The organism is Rhodoferax sp., assembly GCF_030653815.1.
GTDB lineage: Bacteria > Pseudomonadota > Gammaproteobacteria > Burkholderiales > Burkholderiaceae_C > Rhodoferax.
This window is the reverse complement of record NZ_JAURYQ010000036.1, coordinates 83,403-108,084: the sequence shown is the minus strand read 5'-3', so window position 1 is coordinate 108,084 and position 24,682 is coordinate 83,403. Positions and strand designations below refer to the sequence as shown.

21 protein-coding genes are annotated in these 24,682 nt (G+C 62.6%); 10 read left to right on the top strand and 11 right to left on the bottom strand.

The annotated features are described in order from the left end of the window. Position 1: 1 nt before the first annotated feature. The 7 genes from secF to Q7U49_RS12105 form a co-directional block, all read right to left on the bottom strand. Positions 2-958, bottom strand: a complete 957-nt coding sequence (gene secF / locus Q7U49_RS12135) for a protein translocase subunit SecF (protein ID WP_304764524.1) — start codon at positions 956-958, stop codon at positions 2-4. A 75-nt stretch (positions 959-1,033) separates the two neighbouring features. Then, a complete protein-coding gene (secD, locus tag Q7U49_RS12130) occupies positions 1,034-2,917 on the bottom strand; it encodes a protein translocase subunit SecD (protein WP_304764523.1) in 1,884 nt (627 codons plus the stop codon). A gap of 63 nt (positions 2,918-2,980) precedes the next feature. After that, positions 2,981-3,313 carry a preprotein translocase subunit YajC gene (yajC, locus tag Q7U49_RS12125; protein WP_304764522.1) on the bottom strand — a complete coding sequence of 111 codons (333 nt, stop codon included), beginning with the start codon at positions 3,311-3,313 and terminating at the stop codon, positions 2,981-2,983. Positions 3,314-3,694: 381 nt separating this feature from the next. After that, positions 3,695-4,663, bottom strand: coding sequence for a chemotaxis protein CheV (locus tag Q7U49_RS12120; RefSeq protein WP_304764521.1), 969 nt, complete (start codon positions 4,661-4,663; stop codon positions 3,695-3,697). A gap of 41 nt (positions 4,664-4,704) precedes the next feature. Continuing rightward, positions 4,705-5,889, bottom strand: a complete 1,185-nt coding sequence (locus Q7U49_RS12115) for a murein transglycosylase A (protein ID WP_304764520.1) — start codon at positions 5,887-5,889, stop codon at positions 4,705-4,707. Further along, positions 5,889-6,731 (bottom strand): carbon-nitrogen hydrolase family protein, encoded by an 843-nt coding sequence (locus Q7U49_RS12110; RefSeq protein ID WP_304764519.1) that lies wholly within the window; start codon positions 6,729-6,731, stop codon positions 5,889-5,891. Before Q7U49_RS12110 ends, Q7U49_RS12115 begins: the two co-directional genes overlap by 1 nt. Next, a complete protein-coding gene (locus tag Q7U49_RS12105) occupies positions 6,728-10,786 on the bottom strand; it encodes a YhdP family protein (protein ID WP_304764518.1) in 4,059 nt (1,352 codons plus the stop codon). The genes Q7U49_RS12110 and Q7U49_RS12105 overlap by 4 nt, the downstream gene beginning before the upstream one ends. A 32-nt stretch (positions 10,787-10,818) precedes the next feature. Here Q7U49_RS12105 and glnE point away from each other — a divergent pair, with 32 nt between their 5' ends. Together glnE and Q7U49_RS12095 are read left to right on the top strand one after the other, a co-directional pair. After that, complete coding sequence (glnE, locus tag Q7U49_RS12100) at positions 10,819-13,527, top strand: bifunctional [glutamate--ammonia ligase]-adenylyl-L-tyrosine phosphorylase/[glutamate--ammonia-ligase] adenylyltransferase (RefSeq protein ID WP_304764517.1); 2,709 nt, start codon at positions 10,819-10,821, stop codon at positions 13,525-13,527. 15 nt (positions 13,528-13,542) lie between these two features. Continuing rightward, entirely contained in the window at positions 13,543-14,010 is a 468-nt protein-coding gene (locus tag Q7U49_RS12095) for a cytochrome c (protein ID WP_304764516.1), read from the top strand. Positions 14,011-14,054: 44 nt separating this feature from the next. Here Q7U49_RS12095 and Q7U49_RS12090 read toward each other — a convergent pair whose 3' ends face one another. Both Q7U49_RS12090 and Q7U49_RS12085 read right to left on the bottom strand, forming a co-directional pair. After that, on the bottom strand, positions 14,055-14,555 hold the full coding sequence (locus tag Q7U49_RS12090; protein WP_370654000.1) for an adenylyltransferase/cytidyltransferase family protein: 501 nt from the start codon (positions 14,553-14,555) through the stop codon (positions 14,055-14,057). Positions 14,556-14,561: 6 nt separating this feature from the next. Beyond that, the gene (locus Q7U49_RS12085; protein WP_304764515.1) at positions 14,562-15,176 is read right to left on the bottom strand and encodes a glutathione S-transferase N-terminal domain-containing protein; all 615 of its coding nucleotides are present in this window, start codon (positions 15,174-15,176) and stop codon (positions 14,562-14,564) included. Between the two features lie 107 nt (positions 15,177-15,283). On the opposite strand from Q7U49_RS12085, the gene purB reads away from it, so the two are divergent. The 3 genes from purB to fabG all read left to right on the top strand — a co-directional run bounded on the left by purB (position 15,284) and on the right by fabG (position 18,129). Continuing rightward, positions 15,284-16,663, top strand: coding sequence for an adenylosuccinate lyase (gene purB, locus Q7U49_RS12080; protein ID WP_304764514.1), 1,380 nt, complete (start codon positions 15,284-15,286; stop codon positions 16,661-16,663). Positions 16,664-16,747: 84 nt separating this feature from the next. Continuing rightward, entirely contained in the window at positions 16,748-17,308 is a 561-nt protein-coding gene (locus Q7U49_RS12075) for a YaeQ family protein (RefSeq protein ID WP_304764748.1), read from the top strand. 74 nt (positions 17,309-17,382) lie between these two features. Continuing rightward, positions 17,383-18,129, top strand: a complete 747-nt coding sequence (gene fabG, locus Q7U49_RS12070; RefSeq protein WP_304764513.1) for a 3-oxoacyl-ACP reductase FabG — start codon at positions 17,383-17,385, stop codon at positions 18,127-18,129. On the opposite strand, the gene Q7U49_RS12065 is transcribed toward fabG, so the two are convergent. Continuing rightward, positions 18,126-18,542: a DUF3717 domain-containing protein gene (locus Q7U49_RS12065; protein ID WP_304764512.1), complete on the bottom strand. Its 417-nt coding sequence runs from the start codon at positions 18,540-18,542 to the stop codon at positions 18,126-18,128. The two genes, fabG and Q7U49_RS12065, sit on opposite strands and share 4 nt — an antisense overlap. Before the next feature lie 59 nt (positions 18,543-18,601). Here Q7U49_RS12065 and Q7U49_RS12060 point away from each other — a divergent pair, with 59 nt between their 5' ends. Next, a complete protein-coding gene (locus Q7U49_RS12060) occupies positions 18,602-18,943 on the top strand; it encodes a phage holin family protein (protein ID WP_304764511.1) in 342 nt (113 codons plus the stop codon). Between the two features lie 4 nt (positions 18,944-18,947). Here Q7U49_RS12060 and Q7U49_RS12055 read toward each other — a convergent pair whose 3' ends face one another. Beyond that, positions 18,948-20,558 carry a M48 family metalloprotease gene (locus Q7U49_RS12055; RefSeq protein WP_370653999.1) on the bottom strand — a complete coding sequence of 537 codons (1,611 nt, stop codon included), beginning with the start codon at positions 20,556-20,558 and terminating at the stop codon, positions 18,948-18,950. A gap of 124 nt (positions 20,559-20,682) precedes the next feature. Here Q7U49_RS12055 and moaC point away from each other — a divergent pair, with 124 nt between their 5' ends. The 4 genes from moaC to thiL are packed head-to-tail and all read left to right on the top strand — an operon-like array spanning position 20,683 to position 24,682. Then, the gene (moaC, locus tag Q7U49_RS12050; protein WP_304764510.1) at positions 20,683-21,195 is read left to right on the top strand and encodes a cyclic pyranopterin monophosphate synthase MoaC; all 513 of its coding nucleotides are present in this window, start codon (positions 20,683-20,685) and stop codon (positions 21,193-21,195) included. 41 nt (positions 21,196-21,236) lie between these two features. After that, on the top strand, positions 21,237-21,638 hold the full coding sequence (gene apaG / locus Q7U49_RS12045; protein ID WP_304764509.1) for a Co2+/Mg2+ efflux protein ApaG: 402 nt from the start codon (positions 21,237-21,239) through the stop codon (positions 21,636-21,638). A 4-nt stretch (positions 21,639-21,642) separates the two neighbouring features. Beyond that, positions 21,643-23,691, top strand: coding sequence for a site-specific recombinase (locus tag Q7U49_RS12040; RefSeq protein ID WP_304764508.1), 2,049 nt, complete (start codon positions 21,643-21,645; stop codon positions 23,689-23,691). Next, positions 23,684-24,682, top strand: a complete 999-nt coding sequence (gene thiL, locus Q7U49_RS12035; RefSeq protein ID WP_304764507.1) for a thiamine-phosphate kinase — start codon at positions 23,684-23,686, stop codon at positions 24,680-24,682. The genes Q7U49_RS12040 and thiL overlap by 8 nt, the downstream gene beginning before the upstream one ends.

Here is a 24,682-nt window from a genome sequence, read left to right as displayed (position 1 = left end):
TCTAAACGGTGGCACCCGCGTTGGGGTCATTGGGGTCGATGTCCTTTTTGGTCGCCCCGCCCTTGACCAGATCCTCACGCTGAATGCCCAGCCACATGGCAATCGCCGCCGCCACAAACACCGAGGAATAAATACCAAACAAGATGCCAATGGTCAATGCCAACGCAAAATAATGCAGTGTCGCGCCGCCGAACAGCAGCATCGACAAGACCATCATTTGCGTCGAGCCGTGCGTGATGATGGTTCGGCTGATGGTGGAGGTGATGGCGTTGTTGATAATTTCCTCCGTGTTCATCTTGCGGTAACGGCGAAAGTTCTCGCGAATCCGGTCAAAAATAACCACCGACTCGTTCACCGAATAGCCCAACACCGCCAGCACGGCCGCCAGCACCGGCAGCGAGAACTCCCACTGGAAGAAGGCAAAGAAGCCCAGGATGATGATCACGTCATGCATGTTGGCAATGATGGCGGCCACGGCAAACTTCCACTCGAAGCGCACCGCCAGGTAAATCATGATGCCCACCACCACAAAGGCCAGCGCCTTCAGGCCGTCGGCCGCCAGTTCATCACCCACCTGTGGGCCGACAAATTCGGTGCGGCGCATGGTGGCGGAGGCATCGCGTTCTTTCAAGGCGGCCATCACCTGGGTGCTTTGCTGGGCTGTACTCACGCCTTTTTGGGCCGGCAGGCGAATCAGCACATCGCGCGCAGTGCCAAAGTTTTGCACCTGGACATCAGTGAACCCGAGCTTGGCCACGGTGTCGCGCACCACGCCCAGGTCGGCCGGTTGCGAGTAGGAGACTTCCAGCAAGGTGCCGCCCGTGAACTCCACCGACAAATGCAGGCCGCGCGAAAACAGGAAGAAGACCGCCGCCAGAAACGTCAGGCCGGAAATCAGGTTGAACACCAGCGCATGACGCATGAACGGAATGTCACGCTTGATTCTAAAAAATTCCATGGTCTATCCTAATCAGTTGGGGACAGAGCTGGCTCACGGTGTGTAGCTGCGGTCTGTCCCACAAGGTTTGTTCGTTTATTCGCTGGTCTTGAGAGCCGTGCCGCCATCGGGGCGCCAAATGGTGCCTATCGACACCGTCTTCAGGCGATTTTTACGTCCGTACCAGAAATTGACCAAACCACGCGAGAAAAACACGCCGGAGAACATGCTGGTCAGGATACCCAGCACGTGCACCACGGCAAAGCCGCGCACCGGGCCCGAGCCAAAGGCCAGCAGCGCCAGACCCGCGATCAGGGTGGTGATGTTGGAGTCAAAAATGGTCGCCCAGGCCCGCTCGTAGCCGGTATGAATGGCGGCTTGCGCCGACGCGCCCGCACGCAATTCCTCGCGAATGCGCTCGTTGATCAGCACATTGGCATCAATGGCCATACCCAGCACCAGTGCCATGGCGGCCATGCCGGGCAGCGTCAGGGTGGCCTGCAACATCGACAGCACCGCCACCAAGAGCAGCAAATTGAAGGCCAGCGCAATGCTCGAGAAGACACCAAACAGCATGTAGTACAGGCACATGAAAATGGCCACGGCGACAAAACCCCAGGTCACGCTGTTGAAGCCCTTGGCAATGTTCTCGGCGCCCAGGCTCGGGCCGATGGTGGTTTCCTCGATGATCTCCATCGGTGCCGCCAGCGAGCCGGCGCGCAGCAGCAAGGCCGTGTCGTTGGCTTCCATGGTGGTCATGCGGCCCGAGATCTGTACCCGGCCACCGCCGATTTCAGAGCGGATCACCGGTGCCGTCACCACTTCGCCGCGGCCTTTTTCAAACAACAAAATCGCCATGCGTTTGCCCACGTTCTCACGTGTCACATCGCGAAAAATGCGCGTGCCCTTGGCGTCCAGGTTCAGGTTGACGGTGGGCTCCTGCGTCTGGCTGTCAAAACCGGGCTGCGCGTCGGTCAGATTCTCACCGGTCAAAATAACCTGCTTTTTGACAATGACCGCCTGGCCATTGGGCTCCAGATAGCGCTCGGAGCCAAACGGCACCATCGCGTTGCCCAACTCGGCGGCACGGGCCTCGGTGCTTTCATCGACCATGCGCACTTCGAGCGTGGCGGTGCGGCCCAAGATGTCCTTGGCCTTGGCCGTGTCCTGCACACCCGGCAACTGCACCACGATGCGGTCCAGCCCCTGTTGTTGAATCACCGGTTCGGCCACGCCGAGCTCGTTGATCCGGTTGTGCAGGGTGGTGATGTTCTGCTTGAGCGCCTGGTCCTGGATGCGCCGGGCGGCATCAGGCTTGATGGTAGCCGTCAGCTTGAATTCGGCGCCCTCAGGCGCATCGACGGTTTGCAGGTCGGCAAACTGGTCCTGGAACACCAGCTTGGCCGCCTCCAGCGTGGCGGCATCCCGAAAGCGCACCTCGATGGTTTGGGCATTGCGGTTGATGCCGCTGTGGCGGATGTTTTTCTCGCGCAGGCTGGTGCGCAGGTCACCCGACAGGGATTCAGCGCGCTTGGTCAGCGCGGCCTGCATGTCCACCTGCAGCATGAAGTGCACGCCACCGCGCAAGTCCAGTCCCAGGTACATCGGCGAAGCATGCAGACTCGTCAACCAGGCTGGTGAACTCGACAGCAGGTTGAGGGCCACCACGTAGCCGGGATTGGTGGCGTCAGGCACCAGAGCCCTCTGGATCGCGTCTTTGGCTTTAAGTTGGGTGTCGGTGTCAAGCAGTCGCACCCTGACGGAAGTGCCCTCGAGGGTCACCAGGTCGGGCGTGATACCGGCAGCCTTGAGCGCCGACTCGACCTGGGACAGGGTCCCTGTGTCAATCTTGATCAACGGCTTGACGGAAGACACCTGCACGGCGGGCGACTCGCCAAAAAAGTTGGGCAAGGCGTACAAGCCCCCCACCACCAGCGCAATCACAATGATCACGTACTTCCAGACCGGGTAACGATTCATGACCGCCCTTATGACATCAAACTGCAAAAAGCTGGCTCAGGCCAGCGCTCGAGGCGGGTGAACTTACTTGATGCTGCCCTTGGGCAAGACCTGCACCACGGCGCTGCGCTGCAAATGAACTTCCACGCCGTCAGCCACTTCAATGTCGATGAAGCTGTCACCGAGCTTGGTCACCTTGCCCAAAATACCACCCGCCGTGGCGACTTCGTCACCCTTGGCCAAGGCCTCGATCATGGCTTTGTGCTCCTTGGCCTTTTTCATTTGTGGGCGAATCATCACGAAATACAGCACCACAAACATCAGCACCAAAGGCAGCATGCCCATGAGCGATGACTGCATGTCGCCACCGGCGGCGGCGGCAGGAGCGGTTTGGGCAATGGCAGAAGAAATAAACACAGCGAACTCCAAATAAATAAATCAACAAAAAAAAAGACCAGCTGAGCAGGCGCACGCACGCTCGGCTGTGAGGCAACTTGGCATTGTATGCGGGCGCTAATGGTGCTTATGAATGGCTTCAATGGGCACGAAAGCGTGCCAAAACAGGCTGTCATTCTTCCACTGCCAGCGTCGAACGCCGCGCTTTGCCGTGGCCAAAGCCCCGAACACCTTGCGGAATTTGCGCCCATGCCGAATCAGTTTGGTGGCGCGCCAAATCATGGCGTGCGGGGTACCAGAGTCTGCACCCCGCTCATGAAGATCCGCCCCTGCGTCCGGGGGCCGCTCTTGCCAAGATCAACTTTTTGCAAAACCTCCCGAGCCGCCTTGGGCCGAAGGCCTTCATACCCGGGGTGTCAGCACCTTGCGAAGGGTCTCTGCCAACTCTTCAGCCACAAACTTGGCCACATACGCGTCGGCCCCGACTTTCTTCACATGCTCCTCGTTGGTGGAGCCAGTCAAGGAGGAATGAATCACCACCGGGATGCCTCTGTAGCGGGCATCCTGCTTGATGTTGCGCGTCAGGGTGAAGCCATCCATCACGGGCATTTCCAAGTCGGTGAGCACCAGCGCCACCTTGTCCTGGATGGTGAGGCCTTGCGACTCAGCTTCTGCCGCCATGACTTTCAAACGATCCCAGGCTTCCTGACCTGATTTGGTCATGATGAATGGCACGCCCATGGCCTTGAGACCTTGCTCGATCATCATGCGCGCCACTGCGGAGTCGTCAGCGGCCAACACCACGGTGCCGGGAGGGATGTCCAATTTATGGGTGGACTCAATTTCGACCTGATGCTGCTCGGGGAACACGTCGCGTAAAACCTGCTCCAGATCCAGGACCTGTGCCAGGCGGGTGCTTTCTGTATCGCCGTCAAGGCGCGCTATGCTGGTCACCAAACCACCGCCGCTACCCTCTGCAGAGAGCACCTGTTTCCATTCCAGGCGCACAATTTCATTGACTTCTTCAACGGCAAAGGCCTGCGTGGTGCGGGCAAACTCGGTCACCAGCAAGATGCCCAAACCTTTGGTCGGATTGGTTCCCACCAACTGTGGCAAATTAATCACAGTGATCATCTGCCCGCGAATGTTGGCCACCCCCATGACCGAGGGCGGCGAATTGACCATGGCAGTGACCTCCGGCATAACCAGAATTTCGCGCACCTTGAACACATTGATGCCGAACAACTCGCGCTTGTCGGTGCCTGGCGCCCCACCCAAACGAAACAACAGCAATTCAAACATACTGTTACCAGCCAGATTGGTGCGTTCATCAATGTCACGCATGGTGGATTTGCTGTTTGTCTTGTTCATGAAAGGGTTCCTGTGAAAGCTGGAATGTCAGGTTCGAACTTCTATGGTAACGCCATTACCGATGGCTTGGGCCACAACACCCACAGGCGTAGCGGTTGCTTGAGCCGTCCGGCCAGTTCACCGGCCGCCTCGCCCCAGCCGGCAAAATAATCGGCCCGCACCGCGCCGCGAATGGCGCTACCGGTGTCCTGCGCCAGCACCAGGCGCTGCAGGGTGACCTGAGGCCCGGTTGATGCCAGCCAGACCGGCGTGCCATAGGGAATGCTTTGGGGATCCACCGCAATCGAGCGCCCCGGCGTCAGCGGCACGCCCTGCGCGCCCTTGGGTCCAAAGGCGGCATCAAACTCGCCCAGCGCCTCTTCCTTGAAAAACACCACGCGCGGGTTGCGCCACAAGAGCTCATTGACCCGCTGCGGATTTTGCTGCAGCCAGGCCTGAATGCCGGGCCAGGTGGCGTCGCGCAACGCGCCCTGGTCGAGCAGCCAGCGGCCGATGCTCTGATAAGGGTGCCCGTTGTGGCCGGCATAGGCCAAGCGGATGTCACGGATGCGGCCATCGGGCTCGGTCACCTTGATGCGCCCGGAGCCCTGGATCTGCAACACCAAGGCTTGCACCGGGTCGCTCAGGTAAACAATTTCCCGACCACGCAAGGCCTCTTGCGCCGCGGCCTGGGTGTCGATTTCCTGCCGGCTGAACCAGGGTTGGCGTGCCTTGAGATTGAGCGGTGGCTGGTACAGGGGGACGGAAAATCCTGCACCAGGCACACGCCGGCCCTGCAGCTCTGGCTCGTAGTAGGCGGTCAACAAACCCGCCACCGCACCCTGCAAGGGTTCGACGCGGTAGGGCTGCAGCCGCGCCAGCAACCACTGGCGCTGCTCGGAGGCGCTGCCAATGCTGAGACGGCGCACCTCCGGGCAGAGCGGGGCAAACACCGGCCCCGGGCGTTCGCAACTTTTGAGCCAGGCGTTCCAGGCTTCAAACAGGGCATCACTTTCGAAGCCCGGCAGTTCGGACCAGGCCACCGGCTGCCAGCGGCTGATACCGCGCACCAGAGCCGGGACGGATGCCATGCTGTCGGGCAGCACCCAGGGCGCGACCGGCGGCTGCGGCACACCGGGCACGGCGCTGGCGCTGTCTGGCGCGGGCAGCGGCGTGGTGCCACAAGCCAGCAACAAGGCAGCCACCAGGCCGGTGAGGGTGCGCTGAAAAAACTGGGGGAAGACCATTACAGCAGCCGGTGCTCAAGTGCTGGCAAACGGCTGCGGCACTGCTGCATCAGCTCCCAGGACAGCTCAGCCACGACCACGCCCGCCCCCTCCCGGGCGCGCTCGGCCAGCACCTTGCCCCAGGGGTCCACCAGCATGGCATGACCCCAGGTGCGACGCTGGTTGTCATGCAGTCCGCCCTGGGCCGCAGCCACCACGAAAGACAAGTTCTCAACGGCGCGGGCGCGCAGCAACAGTTCCCAGTGGTCGTGGCCGGTGGTGTGGGTGAAGGCGGCGGGCACCAGCATCAGATGCGCCCCAGCCTGGGCGTAATGCCGGTACAACTCGGGAAAGCGCAGGTCGTAGCACACGCTCAGGCCGATGCGCCAGCTGTGACCGTCCACCGAAGGAAGGTCGAAGGTGCTGGGTTGCCGGCCTGCCGCCAGCACCAGCGATTCGTCGTAGCGCTCGACGCCGTTGTCAAAACGAAACAAATGCATTTTGTCGTAGCGCGCCACACACGCGCCAGTGGGGTCATAGACCAGCGAGCTGTTGAATACCCGCGAGCCCGCCGGCGCATTGGCCAACGGATCTGACGGGGCGCTGATGGGCAGCGTGCCCGCCACCAGCCACAGCCTCAGCTCGCGGGCACAGTCGCTCAGAAACTGCTGCATCGGACCGTTGCCAAACGGCTCCTGGATCGCCAGTTTGTCGGCATCGCGCTGGCCCATCAAACAGAAATACTCAGGCAACACGGCGAGCTCGGCGCCCGCCTGGGCCGCTGACTGCAAGAGTATCCTGGCTTCGGCCAGGTTGGCGGACAGGTCTGAGCCCGAGACCATTTGAATGGTGGCAACTTTCATGGTTTTTTCTCCGTAACGGCCGCGCGCGTGCGCGACACCTTGGTAATCTGAGGGTCGGCCCAGGAGCCGTCAATATGAAACTCCTGGGTGGCCGACTCGATCAGCGGTCGGCGCAAAAACATCTGGGCCAAAAAGGTGCCCAGGCCCACCGCCGGATTGATCACCGTGGCCAGCAAGGCCGCGGTGCCCGCGTTGATTTCAGGGATCACCACCGCCTTGATGTCCTGGGTCTCGCGGGCAATGTCAGCGCTGCCTTCCATCAGCACGGCCGCGTTGACGCCCTTCATTTGCAGGTTGTTGGTGAAGGCCATGCCCTGGTCAATCTTGACGTCGCCGCGCAAAAAATCAAAAGCGAAGCCCTCGCTGAAGACATCCCTGAAATCCAGTGTCAGGCGCCGCGGCAAGGCCTGCAGACTCAGCACCCCGAGCAGCTTGGCAATACCCGGGTCGGCCTTGAGGAACTGACCCGACTCGACATTGACCGTGAAGGCGCCGCTCATGGACGGGTAATCCAGGCTCAGGGGCGAGCCCATCCAGGCCACCTGGCCTTCAAGCTTGCCACGCCCGCCGCGCACCACGTCCTTCATGCCAAAGCGGCTCAGCAAGGCGCCACTGTCAGCCACATCCAGCTTGAAGTTCATGGCCGTACGCCGGGACCCTGAAGACCTGCCTGCGGCGGCAGCCGGTGCAGTCAGCGCGACCCAATTGCCGCTGGCGACAAAACTGGCCTCAGGCGCCGACAGGTTGAATTGATTCAGGCGCCACTCGCGCACCCCGGCCTCGCGCGCCGTGCTGGGCGTCCTGCGGTTCACCGCCTGCACCTCCAGCCGGCCCAGGTGCTTGCCGCGCAGCTCGAAATCATCGACCACAATATCGAGCGCCGGAATGCTGGCCGGCTGCGCCTCCAGCAACGCCTCGACGTCGCTGGCCACGCTGGGGGCAATGGTCAGGCGCGCCAGCCGGGCAAAAACCCGCCCTTCAGCACCCCCGGTCTGCAAGGCATTGGGCGGGCGGTATTCCAGATAGCCATTGAGTTCACTGGCAGCCAGATTGGCCCGCCACACCCCGCCCTCGCGGCTACCACCAATCACCACCTGGTTGAAATGTCGGCCGCCAAACGTCAACAAGTCCGAGCGCACAGCCAACTGGTCCGGCAAATACGAGGAGGCCAGCGGACCAACTTCCGCGGGCGTGGCGCCGGCGCCAGCACCCGTGGCCTGCGTCAGTACCTCTTGCCAGGCGTCCACGCTCAAACTTTTCAGCCTGATATTGGCAGCCACCCCCGCTGTCGGCAGCGGTGCCGATTCCTGTGCATCCAAGCCGACCTCCAGGGCGCCACGCAGCACGCGCGGCTCTGCCTGCGACACGTCACGCTCGTACACCAGCTGCAGTTGATTGGCCACCGACAAGCTCAGCCGATCTTGCAGCAGTGGCGCACGGTCTGTCAGCAAGGCCGTTTGCAGCCGCAAGGGCAGCACCTCGTCGGCGCTTTTGCCCAGCGGTTCGGGCAAACTCAAAGCGACACCCTTCAAAGTGCTATTGACCAGCAACTCAGGCACCCCTTTGCGCAAGCCCAGACTCGCGGTGTAGGCCGCCGTCCCTGTGGCGTGCCGCGCCAGTCGCGCCACGAAGCCAAGTTCCGTGGCCTGGCGCAATCCCTCAGCCGATGCAACGCCAGTGGCCCGGATCAGCGTCGGTGCGCCCCGCCAAGCGGGCGACTCCGGCACCAGCAGCAAGCCGCCCTCCAGGCGCACCTCGCCGCCCAGCATCTGTGCCTGCACGCCGCTCAGGGACACGCCAGCCTCGGTGAAGTTGACCCGGCCGCGCGCGCGCGTCAGCTTGGGGCTGTCGGGCGTGATCTGGACATCGTTACCGGCCAGGGTCACGCTGCCGCGCACGCTGGACTGGTCAATGTCGGAAATCGGCAGCAGCAACTTGAGCTGGTAAGCCGCGCTACCGCTGACCACGCTGGCGGCCAGCGCCTGGTCGGTCATGGCACGCAGCGGCGAGGCATTGACCAGGCGCATCATCTCGGGCAACGGACCCTTGATGTCGGCGTTGACCTGGACCATCGAATGGTCCAAATCGTCAATGCGGGCATCCACCTGGGTCACCTGCAAGGCCGTGCCTTGCCCCAAGGTGGCGCTCGCCTTGTTGACCTGCAATTGCATGCGGTCAATGACCAGCTCGCCACTCAGGTCCGTCAACACCGGCCAGGGCAAATCGGTCGCGTCCTGCAGGCTGGGCGGCACATACGCCAGCTTGGCACCCGTGACTTGCGCGCTGATTCTGAAGGCGCCTTTTTTCGGGTCAATCAAAGGCAGCTGGTCAATCTCACCCTTGACCTGGAAGCGCACCGCGCTGGCCTGCCCCTCCAGCACCGCATCGCGCACGTAGTCGCGCGCTGCCTGGTCGATCACCAGCGGCAGGTAACGGTAGACGCGCTTGCCGTCAGCCCGGCTCAGGTTGGCCTGCAAATCGAGCACACCCGGGTACAGCGCGCGTGACGGCGACTTGGCCGGGTCGGAAGTTTCCCATGTGATCTGGGCCTCACCCTCGGCATCGGCATTGGCAAACTTGAGCTTGTCCAATTGAAGCGCCATGTGCTCACCCCGGCGTTGCCAACGGGCGTTGGCAGCCAGGGAAGTCACCGGAATGATCGGCTCCTGAAAAATACCCGGCAAATCGACACTGCCGTTCACCACGGCGAGGCGGGCCTGACCGGCCTGCTGGTCAAAGTCGAAATCCACATCGAGCCCCTTGACGCCCGGCGCGGCAGCCACTGCGGCAATTTCCAATTGGCTGACCCGGCCGTGGGCGGCATAGGCCTGTGGCGCGCTCAAAGGCCCTTGCCAACTGGCTTGCAGCTTGTCGACCCGACCCTTGGGGGCGAACACCTGCAGCCGCTCACGCAGGCTGGCATCCAGCGGCAGCCGGCTGGCAATTTGGGCCAACGCGGCCAGGTCCAGTTGCTCGGCCTGGAACTCACCGCGCTCGACTTGTCCTTTGTGCGCCTGCTCCAGCCTCAAAAAGACGTCACCACCGAGCCAACGCAAGTCATCCTGGGTGTCAAAACGCAAGCCCTGGGTGAAAAACTCGAAGCCAAAAGGCAGCCGCTGCCCGCCCAGACGACCCAGCACCCGCTGCACCGCCAGGGCCTGAAGGTCTGCACCCAGAACAACCCGAACCTCGGCCAACGCCACGTCGGCCGCGACCTGGGACACGCGCCCCCGGTCTACTTCCAGCCAGGTCCGCAAGGCGCCGCGGCCCTGGGTCAAGTCCACGCCCAAGGGCATGTAATGGCGTAATTCAGCCAGGTCAGCGCGCTCAAATTCGGCATAGAGCTGGCCCTCCCAGTCCTGCCAGCGGCCGTTCTGACGCGACAGCAGGGGCTGCAAAAACCGGCCGCGCACGCTGAAACGGCTGCCCAGGGAGTCAGGCGGTGTGGCGTCCAGGCGCACATCGTGGTGCCGGCCACGGTTGCGCACCACCACGGCCACCTGGGTCAGCTGCACCGGCTCGGCGTTGCGCAGCTCATCTGTCCAGCGCAAGGTGCCCTCGTGAATGGCAAACTCGAACTGCGAAAAAAACCAGTCCAGGGCAGCCGTGTCACCATCACGACCGTTGGCAAAATCCAGCCCGGCCATGGTGATTTTTCCGTTCACGTCACGCCGAACGTCGAGCACCGGCCGATCAATGTAAATTTGCTCAAAGCCAAAGCGCCAGAGCGAACGCGGCGACAGCGCAATCAGCACCTGCGGCAGCCGCAGCGCCACCCGGTCCTGGGCGTCGAGCAGGGTCACATCTTTCAGCTCAAACGACGGCACCATGCCCTTGGACTGGGCTGCAACGGCGCCCACGCGCACCCTTACCCCCAGGGACTGGGTGGCCCAGGCCTCCAGCTGCGGGCGAAATTCGTCGATTCGCGGCACAATCACCCAGTGCAGCGCCCCCCATGTCAGACCCAGCAGCAGCCAGGCAGAAACCACTGCAGCCAATAGCCAGCGCGTCAGGCTCGACCAGGTTCTCAGTAGTTTGGAGGGAAGGGGCGACACATTGATTCGTTAAAAGTTGCTCAACCAGAATTATGACCCGACCCTCCCTGGCCACCCACTCCCGCTTTGCCCAGCGCGTCCGCCGCCGCTATGAGGCCGAATTGCCGCTACTTGCCCCCGGCGTACCCGACCCGGCGCAACTGCTGGCCACCTTTGAGGCGCTCCAGGCCCAGGGCCACAGCCTGGCCAGTGCGCTGCGCATCACGCGCCAACTGATGATCGAGCGCCTGCTGTGCCTGGACTGCGAGCAACAACTTCCGCTGGCCCAAGTGACGCAGGCGATGACCGACCTGGCCGAATTTGCGCTCAACCGCGCCCTGACGCAAGCGCAGGCGGCGCTCGACGTCAGCCACGGTGCCCCGCTCACACCGACGGGTGAGCGCGCCCAGGTCTGGGTGGTGGGCATGGGCAAGCTCGGCGCCCGTGAGCTCAACGTGTCCAGTGACATCGACCTGATTTACGTCTATGACGAAGATGGCGAAACCGCAGGCAACGAACAGGGGCGCAACCACATCACCAACCACGAGTATTTTGGCAAGGTGGTGCGCGCGGTGTATGCGCTGGTGGGCGACACCACCGAACACGGCTTTGTGTTCCGTGTCGACCTGGCGCTGCGCCCCAATGGCAACTCGGGTCCGGCGGCGGTGTCGCTTGATGCCCTCGAGGAGTACCTGCATGTGCAGGGTCGCGAGTGGGAGCGTTTTGCCTGGCTCAAGAGCCGGGTCGTGGCGCCGTTCGAGAGCGTCACCAGCGGCGCCACCCAGGCGCTGCGCAAGGTGGTGATGCCCTTTGTCTTTCGGCGTTACCTGGACTACAGCGTGTTTGACGCTTTGCGCGTGTTGCACCGGCAAATTCGCGAGCACGCGGCCAAACGCAGCGCCGGCCACCCCGAGCGCGCCAATGACGTCAAGCTCTCGCGCGGCGGCATCCGCGAGATCGAGTTCACCGTGCAACTGCTGCAGGTGGTGCGCGCCGGCCATTTCCCCGAGCTGCGCACCCGCCCGACCCTGAGCGCGCTGGTGCGCCTGGTGCGCGCCAATTTGATGTCAGAGCAGACCGCCCAGGCGCTGGCCCAGGCCTACATCTTTTTGCGCCAGATCGAACACCGCATCCAATACCTCGACGACCAGCAAACCCATGTGCTACCGACGCAAGACCACGACCTGAACTGGATCGCCGCGACCATGGGGTTTGCCAGCTCGCAGGCGCTGTTGAGCCAGCTGGACACCCACCGCGAGCTGGTGGCGCAGGAATTCGACAAACTGCTGGGCGGCCCGGAGCCCGAATGCAAGGGCTGCAACAACGGCAAGGCCAACAACCAGTCGATTGACGACCTGTTGCCGCAGTTGGGCGAAGCCCTCCGTCAGCGGCTTGAATCATGGTGTCAGCACCCGCGTGTGCTGGCCTTGCGCGACGAAGCCCGCGAACGCCTGCAGCGACTGCTGGGGCGCACTGCGCAATGGGTGCGCGAAGACCGCGTCACCGAAGAGGCAGCAGTGCGCCTGGTGGACTGGATGGAGCCGCTGCTGCGCCGTGAAAGTTACCTGGCCTTGCTGCTGGAGCGCCCACAGGTGCACGAACGCTTGCTGCGCTTGTTGGGGGCGGCGCGCTGGCCGGCGCGCTATTTGCTGCGCCACCCTGGCGTCATCGATGAGCTGGCCAGCCCCGCCATGATGGAGGAGCGCTTTAACACCCAGGAGTTCGAGACCGAGCTGGAGCACCGCCGCTCGTCACTGGCCGGCACCGGCGAGGACGACGAAGAAACCCTGCTCAACCTGCTGCGCCGCGCCCACCACGCCGAGGTCTTTCGCACGCTGGCGCGCGACATCGAAGGCAAGCTCACGGTGGAGCAGGTGGCCGACGACCTGAGCGCGCTGGCCGATGCCATCCTGCGCACCACCACCCGCTGGTGCTGGAGCCACCTGAAAAAGGCGCACCGCGCGCAGCCCCGGTTCGGCATCATTGCCTACGGCAAACTGGGCGGCAAGGAACTGGGTTACGGCAGCGACCTGGACATCGTGTTTGTCTTTGACGACGACGACGAAAACGCCCCGGAAATTTATGCCGCGCTGGTGCGCAAACTCATCAACTGGTTGACCGTCAAGACCGGCGAAGGCGACCTGTACGAAATTGACACGGCGCTGCGCCCCAACGGCAACGCCGGCCTGCTGATCACCAGCTTTGCCGCCTATGCCAACTACCAGCAGCAACGCGGCTCCAACACCGCCTGGACCTGGGAACACCAGGCCATGACGCGGGCGCGCTGTGTGCTCGGCGATGTGGCGCTGCACGAACGCTTTGATGCGGTGCGCAAGGCGGTGATCAGCGCGCCACGCGATGCGAACAGCTTGCGTGGCGAAATTGCCGCCATGCGCGACCGCATGGCCAGCGCACACCCGGTCAAGGCCGACAAATTCGACATCAAGTTCAGCGCCGGCGGCATGATTGACGCCGAATTTGTCATGCAGTTCCTGGTGCTGTCGCAATCGGGCGCGCACCCGGAACTGATGGCCAACGCGGGCAATATTGCCTTGCTGGAACGCGCCGAAGCGCTGGGCTTGCTGCCTGCCGGCCTGGGTCACAACGCCGCCACCGCCTACCGCGCCATGCGCCAGGTGCAGCACAAGGCGCGCCTCGACGAAACCAGCACCCAACTGGCCGCGCACACCATGCAAGCCGAGCAGGACGCCATTTTGGCCCTCTGGCACCAGGTCTTTGCGCCCTCCCCCTCACACCCTTGATCGCAACCCGACACCATGCATAAATTTATCGTGCTCCCGCTCCTCGCCAGCGCCATTCTGTTGAGCGCCTGCAGTGAGCGCGTCAAAGACACTCACCCGGAACAACTGGTCAGCAAGCGCCAGGCCCTGTTCAAGCAATTTACCAAGACCCTTGAGCCCATGGGCCTGGTGGCGCGCGAGCGGCAGGACTATGTCAAGGCCGACTTTCTGGCCAGCGCCGTGGCGCTGCAGGAACTCTCAAGCCAGCCCTGGGTTTATTTCAGGGCCGATGGCAATTACCCGCCGACCCGTGCCAAGCCCGAGGTCTGGAGCCAGGCCGGTGAATTCAAAAAGGCGCAGGACACCTACCTGGCAGCGATCGACACCCTGGTGCAGCGTGCCGGCAGTGCTGACCTGCCTGCCATTCGCGCCAGCGTTGAGGCTGTGCAAAAAAGCTGCAAAAGCTGCCACGACCAATTCCGAACCGATATTCCGGGCGGTTGATCCCGGCCGCTCTCGCACCTACGCCCCCCCGGATTGCATCCGCGCTACGAAGACGGGTGTCTGATTTTTTGCACCAGGGCCGTGGTCGAATAACCGGCCACAAACGGCAAGGCCAGTGCACGGCCACCCCAGCTCTGCACCAGCGCGGACTCGGGGAGTTTGGCCATGTCGTAGTCGCCGCCCTTGACCAGGACATCGGGTCGTACCAGACTGATCAGTTCAAGCGGCGTGTCCTCGTCAAACCAAGTCACCAGGCTGCTGCTGGCCAGCGCCGCCATGACACAGGCACGGTCCATTTCATTGTTGAGCGGCCGGTCCGGCCCCTTGCCCAGGCGTCGCGCCGAGGCATCGGTGTTCAGCGCCACCAACAGGCTGGCACCCAGCGCACGTGCCTGCTCCAGGTACATCACATGACCGCGATGCAAGACGTCAAACACGCCATTGGTAAAGACCAGCGGGCGCGGCAAGGCGGCGACGCGCGCCACCAGGTCGCTCGGATGAACGAGCCTGGCCGTCAGGCCGGCAGGACTTGGGGTGTCAGGCACAGTGCGTTAAATCGGCCGGGTGTCGTGGAAGCTGGCGCGCAGCATCAGCTTGTCCTGCAGTTTGACCAGGTTCGGATACTGTTCGCGCCACGGCAGTTGGGGGAAACGGAAATCCAGATAGCCCAGGGCCACACCGAGCGCCACGTCGGCCAGACTCATGTGAACGCCCACGCAATAAGGCTTGTCGTCCAGATCCTTGCTGGCGGCGACCAAGGCGCATGCCACCTTGGCCAGTTGCCGATCGATCCAGGCCTGACTGCGCTGGCCATCCAGGCGGCCGGCCCAGGTGGCCTCCAACCGCGCCAGAATGGCCGCATCCAGGATACCGTCGGCCAGGGCCTCCCAGGTCTTGACCTCGGCACGCTCGCGGCCCACCGCCGGAATGAGCTTACCCACCGGGGACAGGGTGTCGAGGTATTCCACAATGACCCGCGAGTCATAAATCACATCGCCCCCTTCCATCACCAGACAAGGCACCTTGCCCAGAGGGCTGGAAACAGCAATGTTGGTATTGGCGGACCACACGTCTTCCAGCACATACTCGTAGTCAAGCTTTTTTTCGGCCATGACGATGCGTACCTTGCGCACGTAGGGGCTGGTGTTGGATCCGATCAGTTTCATGGGCATGTGACAGTGGTAAGCGTTGTGATTGTGGCTGCATTCTATACAGCGCCATGCGTTTGTCGCTGTGCACAAGAGCGGCTTTTGATGCTCCTACAATCCTGCCCATGACTACTTCTGCCATCTCCGCCCTCTCGCCCCTGGACGGCCGCTACGCCGCCAAACTTGCCAAATTACGCCCCGCCATGAGCGAACAGGGCTACATGCACCGACGGGTGCAGGTGGAGGTGGCCTGGTTCATTGCCTTGAGCGACTGCGGCTTCAAGGAATTCAAGCCTTTGTCACCCGGTGCCCGCACCTACCTGCTGGGTCTCGTGAAAAACTTCTCGGAAATCGATGGCACCGCCATCAAGACCATCGAAAAGACCACCAACCACGACGTCAAGGCGGTTGAATACTGGATCAAATCCAAATTCGAGGGCCGGCCCGAGTTGGTGGCCGCGCAGGAGTTCGTGCACTTTGCCTGCACCAGCGAGGACATCAACAACACCAGCCACGCGCTCCAGCTGAAAAGCGGCCGCGCGCAAGTGCTGCTGCCCAAGCTCGATGACATCATTGCCAAACTGCGCGAGATGGCGCATGCCTTTGCCGAAGTGTCCATGCTCAGCCGCACCCACGGCCAGACCGCCAGCCCGACCACCGTGGGCAAGGAAATCGCCAACGTGGTGGTGCGCCTGGTGGCGGCACGCGACAAAATTGCCAGCGTCAAACTGATGGGCAAAATGAACGGCGCCGTGGGCAACTTCAACGCCCACCTGTCGGCCTGGCCCGACTTTGACTGGGAGGCCTTCAGCCGCAAGGTGATTGAGAGCCCCGAACCGCTGGGCCTGGGCCTCACGTTTCAGCCCTACAGCATCCAGATCGAGCCGCACGACTACATGGCCGAGCTGTTTGACGCGGTGGCGCGCGCCAACACCATCCTGATTGACTGGTCACGCGATGTCTGGGGATATGTCTCCCTGGGCTACTTCAAACAAAAATTGCGCGATGGCGAGGTGGGCTCCAGTACCATGCCGCACAAGGTCAATCCGATTGATTTCGAGAACGCCGAGGGCAATCTGGGCCTGGCCAATGCGCTGTTGCGCCACATGAGCGACAAGCTGCCCATCAGCCGTTGGCAACGCGACCTGACCGACAGCACGGTGCTGCGCAACATGGGCGTGGCACTGGGCTACGCCGTGCTGGCCTACCAGTCACTGGCCACCGGCCTGGGCAAACTCGAGATCAATGAAGCGGCCATAGCCGCTGACCTCGACAGCTCCTGGGAAGTCATGGCGGAACCGATTCAAACCGTGATGCGCCGCTTTGGCCTGCCGCAACCTTACGAGCAGCTCAAGAAGTTCACCCGGGGCGAGGCCATGACCCGCGAACTGATGCAGGGCTTCATTGCCGGCCTGGACCTGCCCGAAGCCGAAAAAGAGCGCCTGCTGGCCATGACCCCGGCCAGCTACGTGGGCAAGGCCGCCGAACTGGCCAAACGCGTCTGATATGGCCCCCACGCTCGGCACTTCGTGTCCTCGCTGCCCCCCAAGGGGGCTGACTTGCCTTGGGGCGGCCCGGCGGCAAGTCTGATGGCGATCAAGTCCACCATCTTCAAGGCCAACCTGCAAATTGCAGACATCGACCACGGCTATTACGCCGACCACGCGCTGACGCTGGCGCGCCACCCCAGCGAAACCGACGAACGCATGATGGTGCGGCTGTGCGCGCTGGCCCTGCAGGCGCACCAGCTGCAGGATGTCTGTGCTGGCGACGGCACACTGGCTTTTGGCGCCGGCTTGAGCGACCCTGACGAGCCCGATGTCTGGCTGCGTGACTTCACCGGCCAGACGCGCCTGTGGATCGAGGTTGGGCAGCCCGAGGACAAGCCGCTGTTGAAAGCCTGCGGCAAGGCCGATGCCGTCGTGCTGTATTGCTTCAGCCAGGCCGCCGACATTTGGTGGCGCGGCATGCAAAGCAAACTGACGCGCCCAAAAAACCTGCGCGTCTGGCGTATTCCCACGGCCGCAGCGCAGGCGCTGATTCCGATGGCCAAGCGCAGCATGGCGCTGCAGGCCACCGTCCAGGAAGGCATGCTGACACTGGGCGACGGCACCCACAATGTCGAAATTGAGCCGCTAATCTGGAAGTAGTTGATTGGTGTCAAGTTAGTGAAATTTCAGGGGAATACCATTCTTCTGTTTCTTTCACTACTTATCAAATCAACATGTCTGCACGTCTTTCCAACAAAGTTTCCATCATCACCGGCGCCGCTCAAGGCATTGGTTTGGCCACCGCGCTCAAATTCGCCCAGGAAGGCGCGATCGTCATCGTTTGTGACGTCAAACAGGCCGGCGTTGACGAGGCCGTGGCCCAGTGCCGCGCCCTGGGCGCCACCGCAGAGGGTTTTGTCATGGACGTGACCCAGCGCGCTGTGGTTGATGACGTGGTGGCCCAGGTCAAGGCCAAATTCGGCCGCATCGACGTGCTGGTCAACAACGCCGGCATCACCCAGGATGCGCGCCTGCAAAAAATGACGGCAGAGCAATTTGACAAGGTCATCGACGTCAACCTGCGTGGCGTGTTCCACTGCTCGCAAGCGGTGGCCGACGGCATGGTGGCCCAGGGCAGTGGCGTGATTCTGAACGCGAGTTCGGTGGTTGGCCTGTATGGCAACTTTGGTCAGACCAATTACGCCGCCACCAAGTTCGGTGTGATCGGCTTCACCAAGACCTGGAGCCGCGAGCTCGGCCCCAAGGGTGTGCGCACCAACGCCGTCGCCCCCGGCTTCATCACCACCCCGATGGTGGCCGCCATGCCTGAAAAAGTGCTGCAGGACCTCGGTGCCAAAGTGGCCTTGCGCCGCCTGGGCAAACCCGAGGAAATCGCCAACGTCTACGCATTTTTGGCCAGCGACGAGGCCAGCTACATCAATGGCGAAGTGATCGAAGTCTCGGGTGGTATTTCTCTCTAAAACGCTTTTTTTTCAGCGGCCCGCTCGGCGTATTTATTGAATCGCCATGACGTGCCTTCCTGCGTGATGCGCCGCCAGATGGCGCGTTTTTGCACCGGCTGCATCTCGGTCCAGTACTGCACCTCGGCAAAGGTGCGGCCACAGCCCTTGCAAATTTCATCGCCCTGACTGGTCGAGCAAATCGCGATGCAGGGGGTGTCGGGCGTGCTCCTGTACCAACTCAGCCAGGCTTGCCAGGCCGCCTCAGGCAGGGCCGCTTCATCCACCTCGTGGCGGCGCTCAACCGCCATCACGGCATAGACCTCAGCCAAAGCACGTGTCGGTGGCGCCAGTGTGGCACCTTCCACGCTGGGCGATCTGGTGCGCCAGAAGTTGATGGCCGCTTCAATGTCGGTGATGTGGATACCTGTCATGGGGAGCGGATCATAGCGCCCCGGTTCAACAAATCCGGCAAAGTGCTAAGCTTGTGCCCATGAAACTTCTACTCAAATGGCTGCTCAGTGCCGCCGCCCTGCTCTGTGTGGCCTATCTTTACAGCGGTGTTGTGGTCAGCAGCCTGGGTGCCGCGCTCATTGCCGCCTTGGTCATCGGGCTCTTCAACATGGTGCTGCGCCCGGTGCTGGTGGTGCTGACGCTGCCGGTGACCGTGGTCACGCTGGGACTGTTCTTGTTTGTCATCAACGCCCTGATGTTCTGGTCAGCCGCGGGCATCCTGGAAGGCTTTCATGTGCGCGACTTCTACGCCGCGCTGTGGGGATCGCTGATCTACTCGGCCCTGGGTCTGCTCATTGACGCCGCGTTCGGCCGCAAATAAGTCCTCAGGGTTCCTGCGCCTGCTCTTTCAGCAAGAGCTCGATCTGCCGGCGACGGGTGTCGATGATCGACGCATCGATGTGGTCGGCTGATGCGTTCACGGCGCCCGGCGCCCGCGGCCGATCCTGCGCGGCTTTCAGGCGGTCCAACGCCCCCGCATAGTCGAGCTGCGCGACCCGCACTTCAGCCTCGGCCCGCAGCGCGCGCAGACCCTGGTTTTGCTGGGCGTAAAGGCTGGCCAGCCACTGCCATGCCAAGGCATCCTGCGGTTGCCTGACCAGCCAGCTTTGCAGGGCTTGCGCCGCCTGATCCATCCCCTGCGCCTGTCCACCCTGAACGGCCAGCTGGGCCTGCAGCAGCAGCTCCGGGCGGCGCGATGTAGCGGCCATCACCGGTAGGCCAGGTTCGGGCCCCGCCTCAGCCCCCAGGGCCAGCAGCCTGGGAAGTGACCGATCGCTTGCTGCCAGTTCAATTTCCAGCCCCAGCCAGCGCGCCTGGCGCATCGCCTCGACGTCATCAAGGACCACTTTTTGCAGCCGCGCCAACTGCTTGCGCGCCTGCACCGCGTCACGCATGCGCATGGCGGCCATGGCGGCACCGTAGAAGACACCCGCCTGCTGCGCTGGCGCCTGCCGCGCCAGCCCCGCGTCATCGGCCTGCGCCAGCCAGCCGCGCAGTGCGTCGGAACCGGGGTTGGACAGCACCCGCGCGCGCGCCGTCAGCATGGCGTGGGTCATGCCGGGCGTGACCTCGACCGCATGCGGTGCGCCCAGCGGCAGTCGCGACTGCATGTCGGCGATGCGCTCGGTGGTCAGCGGATGGCTGCGCAGGTAAGGGTAGGCGCCGCTGTCATTGAGCCGGGAGGCCTGCTGCAGTTTGTCGAACATGCCGACAAAACCCTGCGCCTCAAAGCCGGCCTGGGTCATCACGCCAAAACCAATGCGGTCGGCTTCGCGTTCCATGTCGCGGGAAAAATTCAGCTGGCCTTGCGCTGACAAGGCTTGCCCCCCAACAATCAGGGCATTGCCCGCATCAGGGTTTTTGCTGGCCGCCAGGGCGCCCAGAATCATGGCGCCAATCATCCAGGGTGTTTGCTGGTTGCTTTTGGAAATCAGGCGCGAGATATGGCGCTGGGTGACATGGCTCAACTCGTGGCCCAGCACCGAAGCCAACTCATCACGACTGCTCACCACTGCCAGCAAGCCCAGATGCACGCCAAAATAACCACCTGGCAAGGCAAACGCGTTGACACTGCGGTCGCGCCCCAAAATGATACGCCAGGCAAAGCGTTCTTCGAGTTCAGGCGTCAGATCGCCGCGCACCCGGGCGCTGGTCAGCAACGGTTGCCAGATGCCCTGCACGTAGTCGGTGAGCACCGGATCATCAATAAAATCGGGGTCGCGGTACAACTCGCGCACGATACGGTCGCCCAGCCGGCGCTCGGCGCTGGCACTTATGTCGCTGCCGTCCCCCAGCAACGGTAGCGCATTGGCCACGGGGCCCTGTGCATTCAGGGAAATCGGAAAAACCAGGCAAACCGCTACAAAAAAGAGAGCGGTCTTCTTTTTTAATACAGGGACAAACAGTGCTTTTGGTTTGAATTGATGAATCAACATGGGCGATAAATTTTGTACACCTGCAAATGAATAGGTCAGACGATCACCGTATGATGCCAGCTGCGTGTAAAGGTTCGGTCGCGCCGTGGCCTTTACTTTGGTTCAACTTCTCCCCATTTTTGTCATGAGCACCCTCACCCATTTTGACGACCAAGGCCAAGCCCACATGGTCGACGTGGCGGCCAAAGTCGCCAGCCACCGCATTGGCGTTGCCGGCGGGCGCATTGACATGCTGCCAGCCACGCTGGCCATTATCGAGTCGGGCACCGCCAAAAAAGGCGATGTTCTGGGCATTGCCCGCATCGCCGGCATCATGGCCGCCAAGAAAACCAGTGATCTGATTCCCCTGTGCCACCCGCTGGCGCTGACCCGCGTGGCCATTGAATTCAAGGTGCTGCACGGCGGCCCGGCCGAATCAAGCAGCGTACTCTGCAAAGCCACCGTGGAAACGGTGGGACCCACCGGCGTCGAGATGGAAGCCCTCACCGCCGTCTCGGCCGCCCTGTTGACCATTTACGACATGTGCAAGGCGGTGGACCGCGGCATGACCATGACCGACATCAAACTGCTGGAAAAGCATGGGGGCAAGTCTGGCAGCTTCATCAATCCAGCCACTTCACACTATGACAAGGCTTGAAGTCGCGTCCCTTGCCGGCATCAAACCCTAGCTCTCAGACCATGGCAACTTCTCCCATTTACCAATTGCAGGTTCAGGTCCAACCGCGCTACCTCGCTGATCAATCGGCACCGGGGCAAGGGCAGTATTTTTTCGCCTACACCATCACCATTCGCAACACCGGCAGCATTGCGGCGCAATTGATTTCCCGCACCTGGAACGTCAACGACGCCGTGGGCCACCACGAAAAGGTCAAGGGCCTGGGCGTGGTGGGGCACCAGCCGCTGCTGCAACCTGGTGAGTCCTTCGAGTACACCAGCGGCACCCGGCTGCGCACGCCCACCGGCACCATGCACGGCAGTTTCTTTTGCGTTGCCGAGGACGGTGAAAAATTCGACGTGGATGTGCCCATGTTTGTGCTCGACGCCCTGAGTGAAAACGGCGGCACGCGCACGCTGCACTAGATTCATGGTGGCCAGGACTGATCTTTCCGAACTGCTGGACGCCCTCGACCCGCACGCCGATCTCGCACACCGCCACCTCTGGCTGATCGAACTGCTGGGCTGGATTCGCGGCAGCCGTGACTCGGTGCCGCGTGCCGTGGCGCGCGTCAACCTGCTGCTCGATGCCCTGCAACAACGCCCGGAGGCGGCCGCCAGACTGCAAGCCTGGTGGCAAAAACTGCTGGGCACGGTCGATGCCACGGCCTTGCTGGCCGACTACGGGTTTTCGTCGCGCAGCGCCTTTGCCAGTGAACTACTGGAGCGACTGCGGCTCAAGTTCCTGCCCGGAACGCCCGAAACAGCGGACGCATCGGCGCTTTTTACACTCGCCTTTCACGATGCCTTTGATGCCCGTTGGCTCACGGCGCTGGACGATGCCACCTTGGCCAGGCTGGCCGACTTGCTGAAAAGCCGCTGCGTGAACCTTGAACTGGGTCACTGTGTCTGGCTGACCAACAGCCAGCAGCGCGAGATCTCACCATGGCAGGCCACGCTGCTGGAAGCGCTGACGTTTTGCACCAGCCAGATTCGGACCACCGGCTTCTCGCCGGAATTGCGCTTGCGCATGAGCATGCCAGCCCGTGAAACTGCGCCGTTTCACGCCTTGACAACCGACTTTGATGCCCTGCAAGCAGCCTTTCTGGCCAGCCCGCTACAGCACAACGTAGAGCGCCAGGCGGCATTACATCAGTTCCTGGCGCGTCTGGATGCCTGCCGTCACGCAGCGGCTTCGGTCTATACCCATCTGGAAGCACACGGCATTTCGGTCAACCTGGTGTTTCAATTGCGCCAGATGCGAAGCCGCGTGCTGCGCATTCGCGCCCTGCTTGACTGCCTGCTGTCAGAGCGGCCACAACGATTGACCGTGCAATTGCTGGCGGACCTGGTCAAGATGGGCCTGGAGCGACGCAGTCTGCGCGCCCTCCTTGCCGCCAACTCCTCCATGCTGGCAGCCAAGGTCGCCGAGCGCAGCTCCGAGACCGGCGAACACTACATCACCCGCAACCGGGCCGAATACATGCGGATGCTGCGTGACGCGGCTGGCGGTGGCGCCGTCATGTCCATCACCACGCTGATGAAGTTTGTCGTGGTGTCCATGAGCTTGTCGGCTTTTTGGAGCGGCTTTTACGCCGGCCTCAACTACGCCCTGAGTTTTGTGCTGATCCAGATGTTGCACTGGACCGTGGCCACCAAACAACCCGCCATGACTGCCCCCGCCATGGCGGCCAAGCTCAAGGAGCTGGGAGCACCGGGTGCCATCGAGGGTTTTGTCGATGAAGTGACGCATCTGGTGCGCTCGCAAGTGGCGGCGATCGTGGGCAACCTGGCACTGGTGGCGCCGGCGGTGCTGCTGATCAGCAGCGCCTTGTGGTTTGCTTTTGGCGCGCCCATGATAGATGCCAGCGTGGCCAAACACGTCCTGCAAGACCTGACCGTGCTTGGGCCCACGGCCTTGTTTGCGGCCCTGACCGGCGTGCTGCTGTTTGCGTCAAGCATCATTGCGGGCTGGACCGAAAACTGGTTTGTGCTGCACCGGCTGGATTCGGTCATTCGTTACAACCCCAAGGTCACCACGGCACTGGGTCCAGCCAGGGCCGAGCGCTGGGCCAGCTTCATGCGCCACAATATTTCGGGATTGGCGGCCAATGTGTCGCTCGGGCTGATGCTGGGCCTGGTGCCAGCCTTTGCGGCATTTTTTGGTCTCGGTCTGGAGGTGCGCCACGTCACGCTGTCCACCGGCCAACTGGCCGCCGCCGCCGCCAGCCTGGGGCCGGACCTGCTGCAGCAAGGGGCGTTCTGGTGGTGTGTGGCCGGCATTGCCATCACCGCTGCGCTCAACGTGGGCGTGAGCTTTTATTTGGCGTTCCTGCTGGCGCTCAAGGCGCACAACGTCAGTGGGGTGGACCGCAGCCGCATCTACCAGGCCATCCGACACCGCATTAACACCCGCTGGCCCAGTTTTTTTTGGCCCGCCAGCGCGGCCAGTCAAGCCCAGGACAACAAGCATGGGTGAGTTCGATCTGATCTCACGCTACTTCAAGCGCCCGGTGCACCACGCAGCGCTGGGTATTGGCGACGACTGTGCGCTGTTGCAGCCCGCGCCCGGCACCCAGTTGGCGATTTCGTGCGACATGCTGGTGCAGGGCCGCCATTTTTTTGCCGATGTGAATCCCCACAGCCTGGGCCACAAGGCACTCGCGGTCAACCTGAGCGACCTGGCCGCCTGCGGTGCCAAACCACTGGCGTTCACCCTGGCACTGGCGCTGCCCGAGGCCAATGCGTCCTGGTTGGCCGCCTTTGCCCAGGGCCTGTTTGAACTGGCCGATGCCCACGACTGCGAGCTCATTGGCGGCGACACCACCGCCGGGCCGCTCAACATCTGCATCACGGTGTTTGGCGAAGTGCCGGTGATCAATGGGCGCTCCCAGGCCCTGCTGCGCACGGGTGCCCGTGCTGGTGACGACCTCTATGTCAGCGGCACACTGGGCGATGCGCGGCTGGCGCTGAACGTGCAACAAGGCAAATTACCCCTCCCGGAACCCTGGCTGCTGGCGGCGCGCGCGCGACTGGAGCGACCCACGCCGCGTGTGGCGCTGGGCATGGCGCTGCGCGGCATTGCCAGCGCGGCCATTGACCTCAGCGATGGCCTGATCGGCGACCTTGGGCATGTTCTGGAATGCTCGCAAGTGGGCGCGACTTTGCAGGTCGACACGCTGGTGCAATGCATCGCTTGTTACCCCGGACCGATTGCTGGCGACGCGGGCGGTCACATCGCTCTCTCGGTCGAACAGTGGCGCACCCTGGCACTGGCTGGCGGCGACGACTACGAGTTGCTGTTTACCGCCGCACCCCATCAGCGTGATGCCGTGGCCCACGCAGCCCAGGCCAGCCAGACCCCGGTGCACCGGGTCGGCCAAATTGACGCCAGCCCGGGCTTGCGGCTGCTCGACGCACAGGGCCAGCGGCTACCCAATCATTACGCTTCCTTTGATCACTTTGCCTGA

Coding starts and splice junctions, on each gene's coding strand:
- Q7U49_RS12065 (WP_304764512.1), bottom strand. CDS start 18,542: ATGACAGGTATCCACATCACCGACATTGAAGCGGCCATCAACTTCTGG.
- Q7U49_RS12055 (WP_370653999.1), bottom strand. CDS start 20,558: ATGTTGATTCATCAATTCAAACCAAAAGCACTGTTTGTCCCTGTATTA.
- Q7U49_RS12060 (WP_304764511.1), top strand. CDS start 18,602: ATGAAACTTCTACTCAAATGGCTGCTCAGTGCCGCCGCCCTGCTCTGT.
- secD (WP_304764523.1), bottom strand. CDS start 2,917: ATGAATCGTTACCCGGTCTGGAAGTACGTGATCATTGTGATTGCGCTG.
- Q7U49_RS12075 (WP_304764748.1), top strand. CDS start 16,748: ATGGCGATCAAGTCCACCATCTTCAAGGCCAACCTGCAAATTGCAGAC.
- Q7U49_RS12040 (WP_304764508.1), top strand. CDS start 21,643: ATGGTGGCCAGGACTGATCTTTCCGAACTGCTGGACGCCCTCGACCCG.
- glnE (WP_304764517.1), top strand. CDS start 10,819: ATGACCCGACCCTCCCTGGCCACCCACTCCCGCTTTGCCCAGCGCGTC.
- apaG (WP_304764509.1), top strand. CDS start 21,237: ATGGCAACTTCTCCCATTTACCAATTGCAGGTTCAGGTCCAACCGCGC.
- Q7U49_RS12085 (WP_304764515.1), bottom strand. CDS start 15,176: ATGAAACTGATCGGATCCAACACCAGCCCCTACGTGCGCAAGGTACGC.
- secF (WP_304764524.1), bottom strand. CDS start 958: ATGGAATTTTTTAGAATCAAGCGTGACATTCCGTTCATGCGTCATGCG.
- Q7U49_RS12115 (WP_304764520.1), bottom strand. CDS start 5,889: ATGGTCTTCCCCCAGTTTTTTCAGCGCACCCTCACCGGCCTGGTGGCT.
- Q7U49_RS12095 (WP_304764516.1), top strand. CDS start 13,543: ATGCATAAATTTATCGTGCTCCCGCTCCTCGCCAGCGCCATTCTGTTG.
- fabG (WP_304764513.1), top strand. CDS start 17,383: ATGTCTGCACGTCTTTCCAACAAAGTTTCCATCATCACCGGCGCCGCT.
- moaC (WP_304764510.1), top strand. CDS start 20,683: ATGAGCACCCTCACCCATTTTGACGACCAAGGCCAAGCCCACATGGTC.
- purB (WP_304764514.1), top strand. CDS start 15,284: ATGACTACTTCTGCCATCTCCGCCCTCTCGCCCCTGGACGGCCGCTAC.
- thiL (WP_304764507.1), top strand. CDS start 23,684: ATGGGTGAGTTCGATCTGATCTCACGCTACTTCAAGCGCCCGGTGCAC.
- Q7U49_RS12120 (WP_304764521.1), bottom strand. CDS start 4,663: ATGAACAAGACAAACAGCAAATCCACCATGCGTGACATTGATGAACGC.
- Q7U49_RS12110 (WP_304764519.1), bottom strand. CDS start 6,731: ATGAAAGTTGCCACCATTCAAATGGTCTCGGGCTCAGACCTGTCCGCC.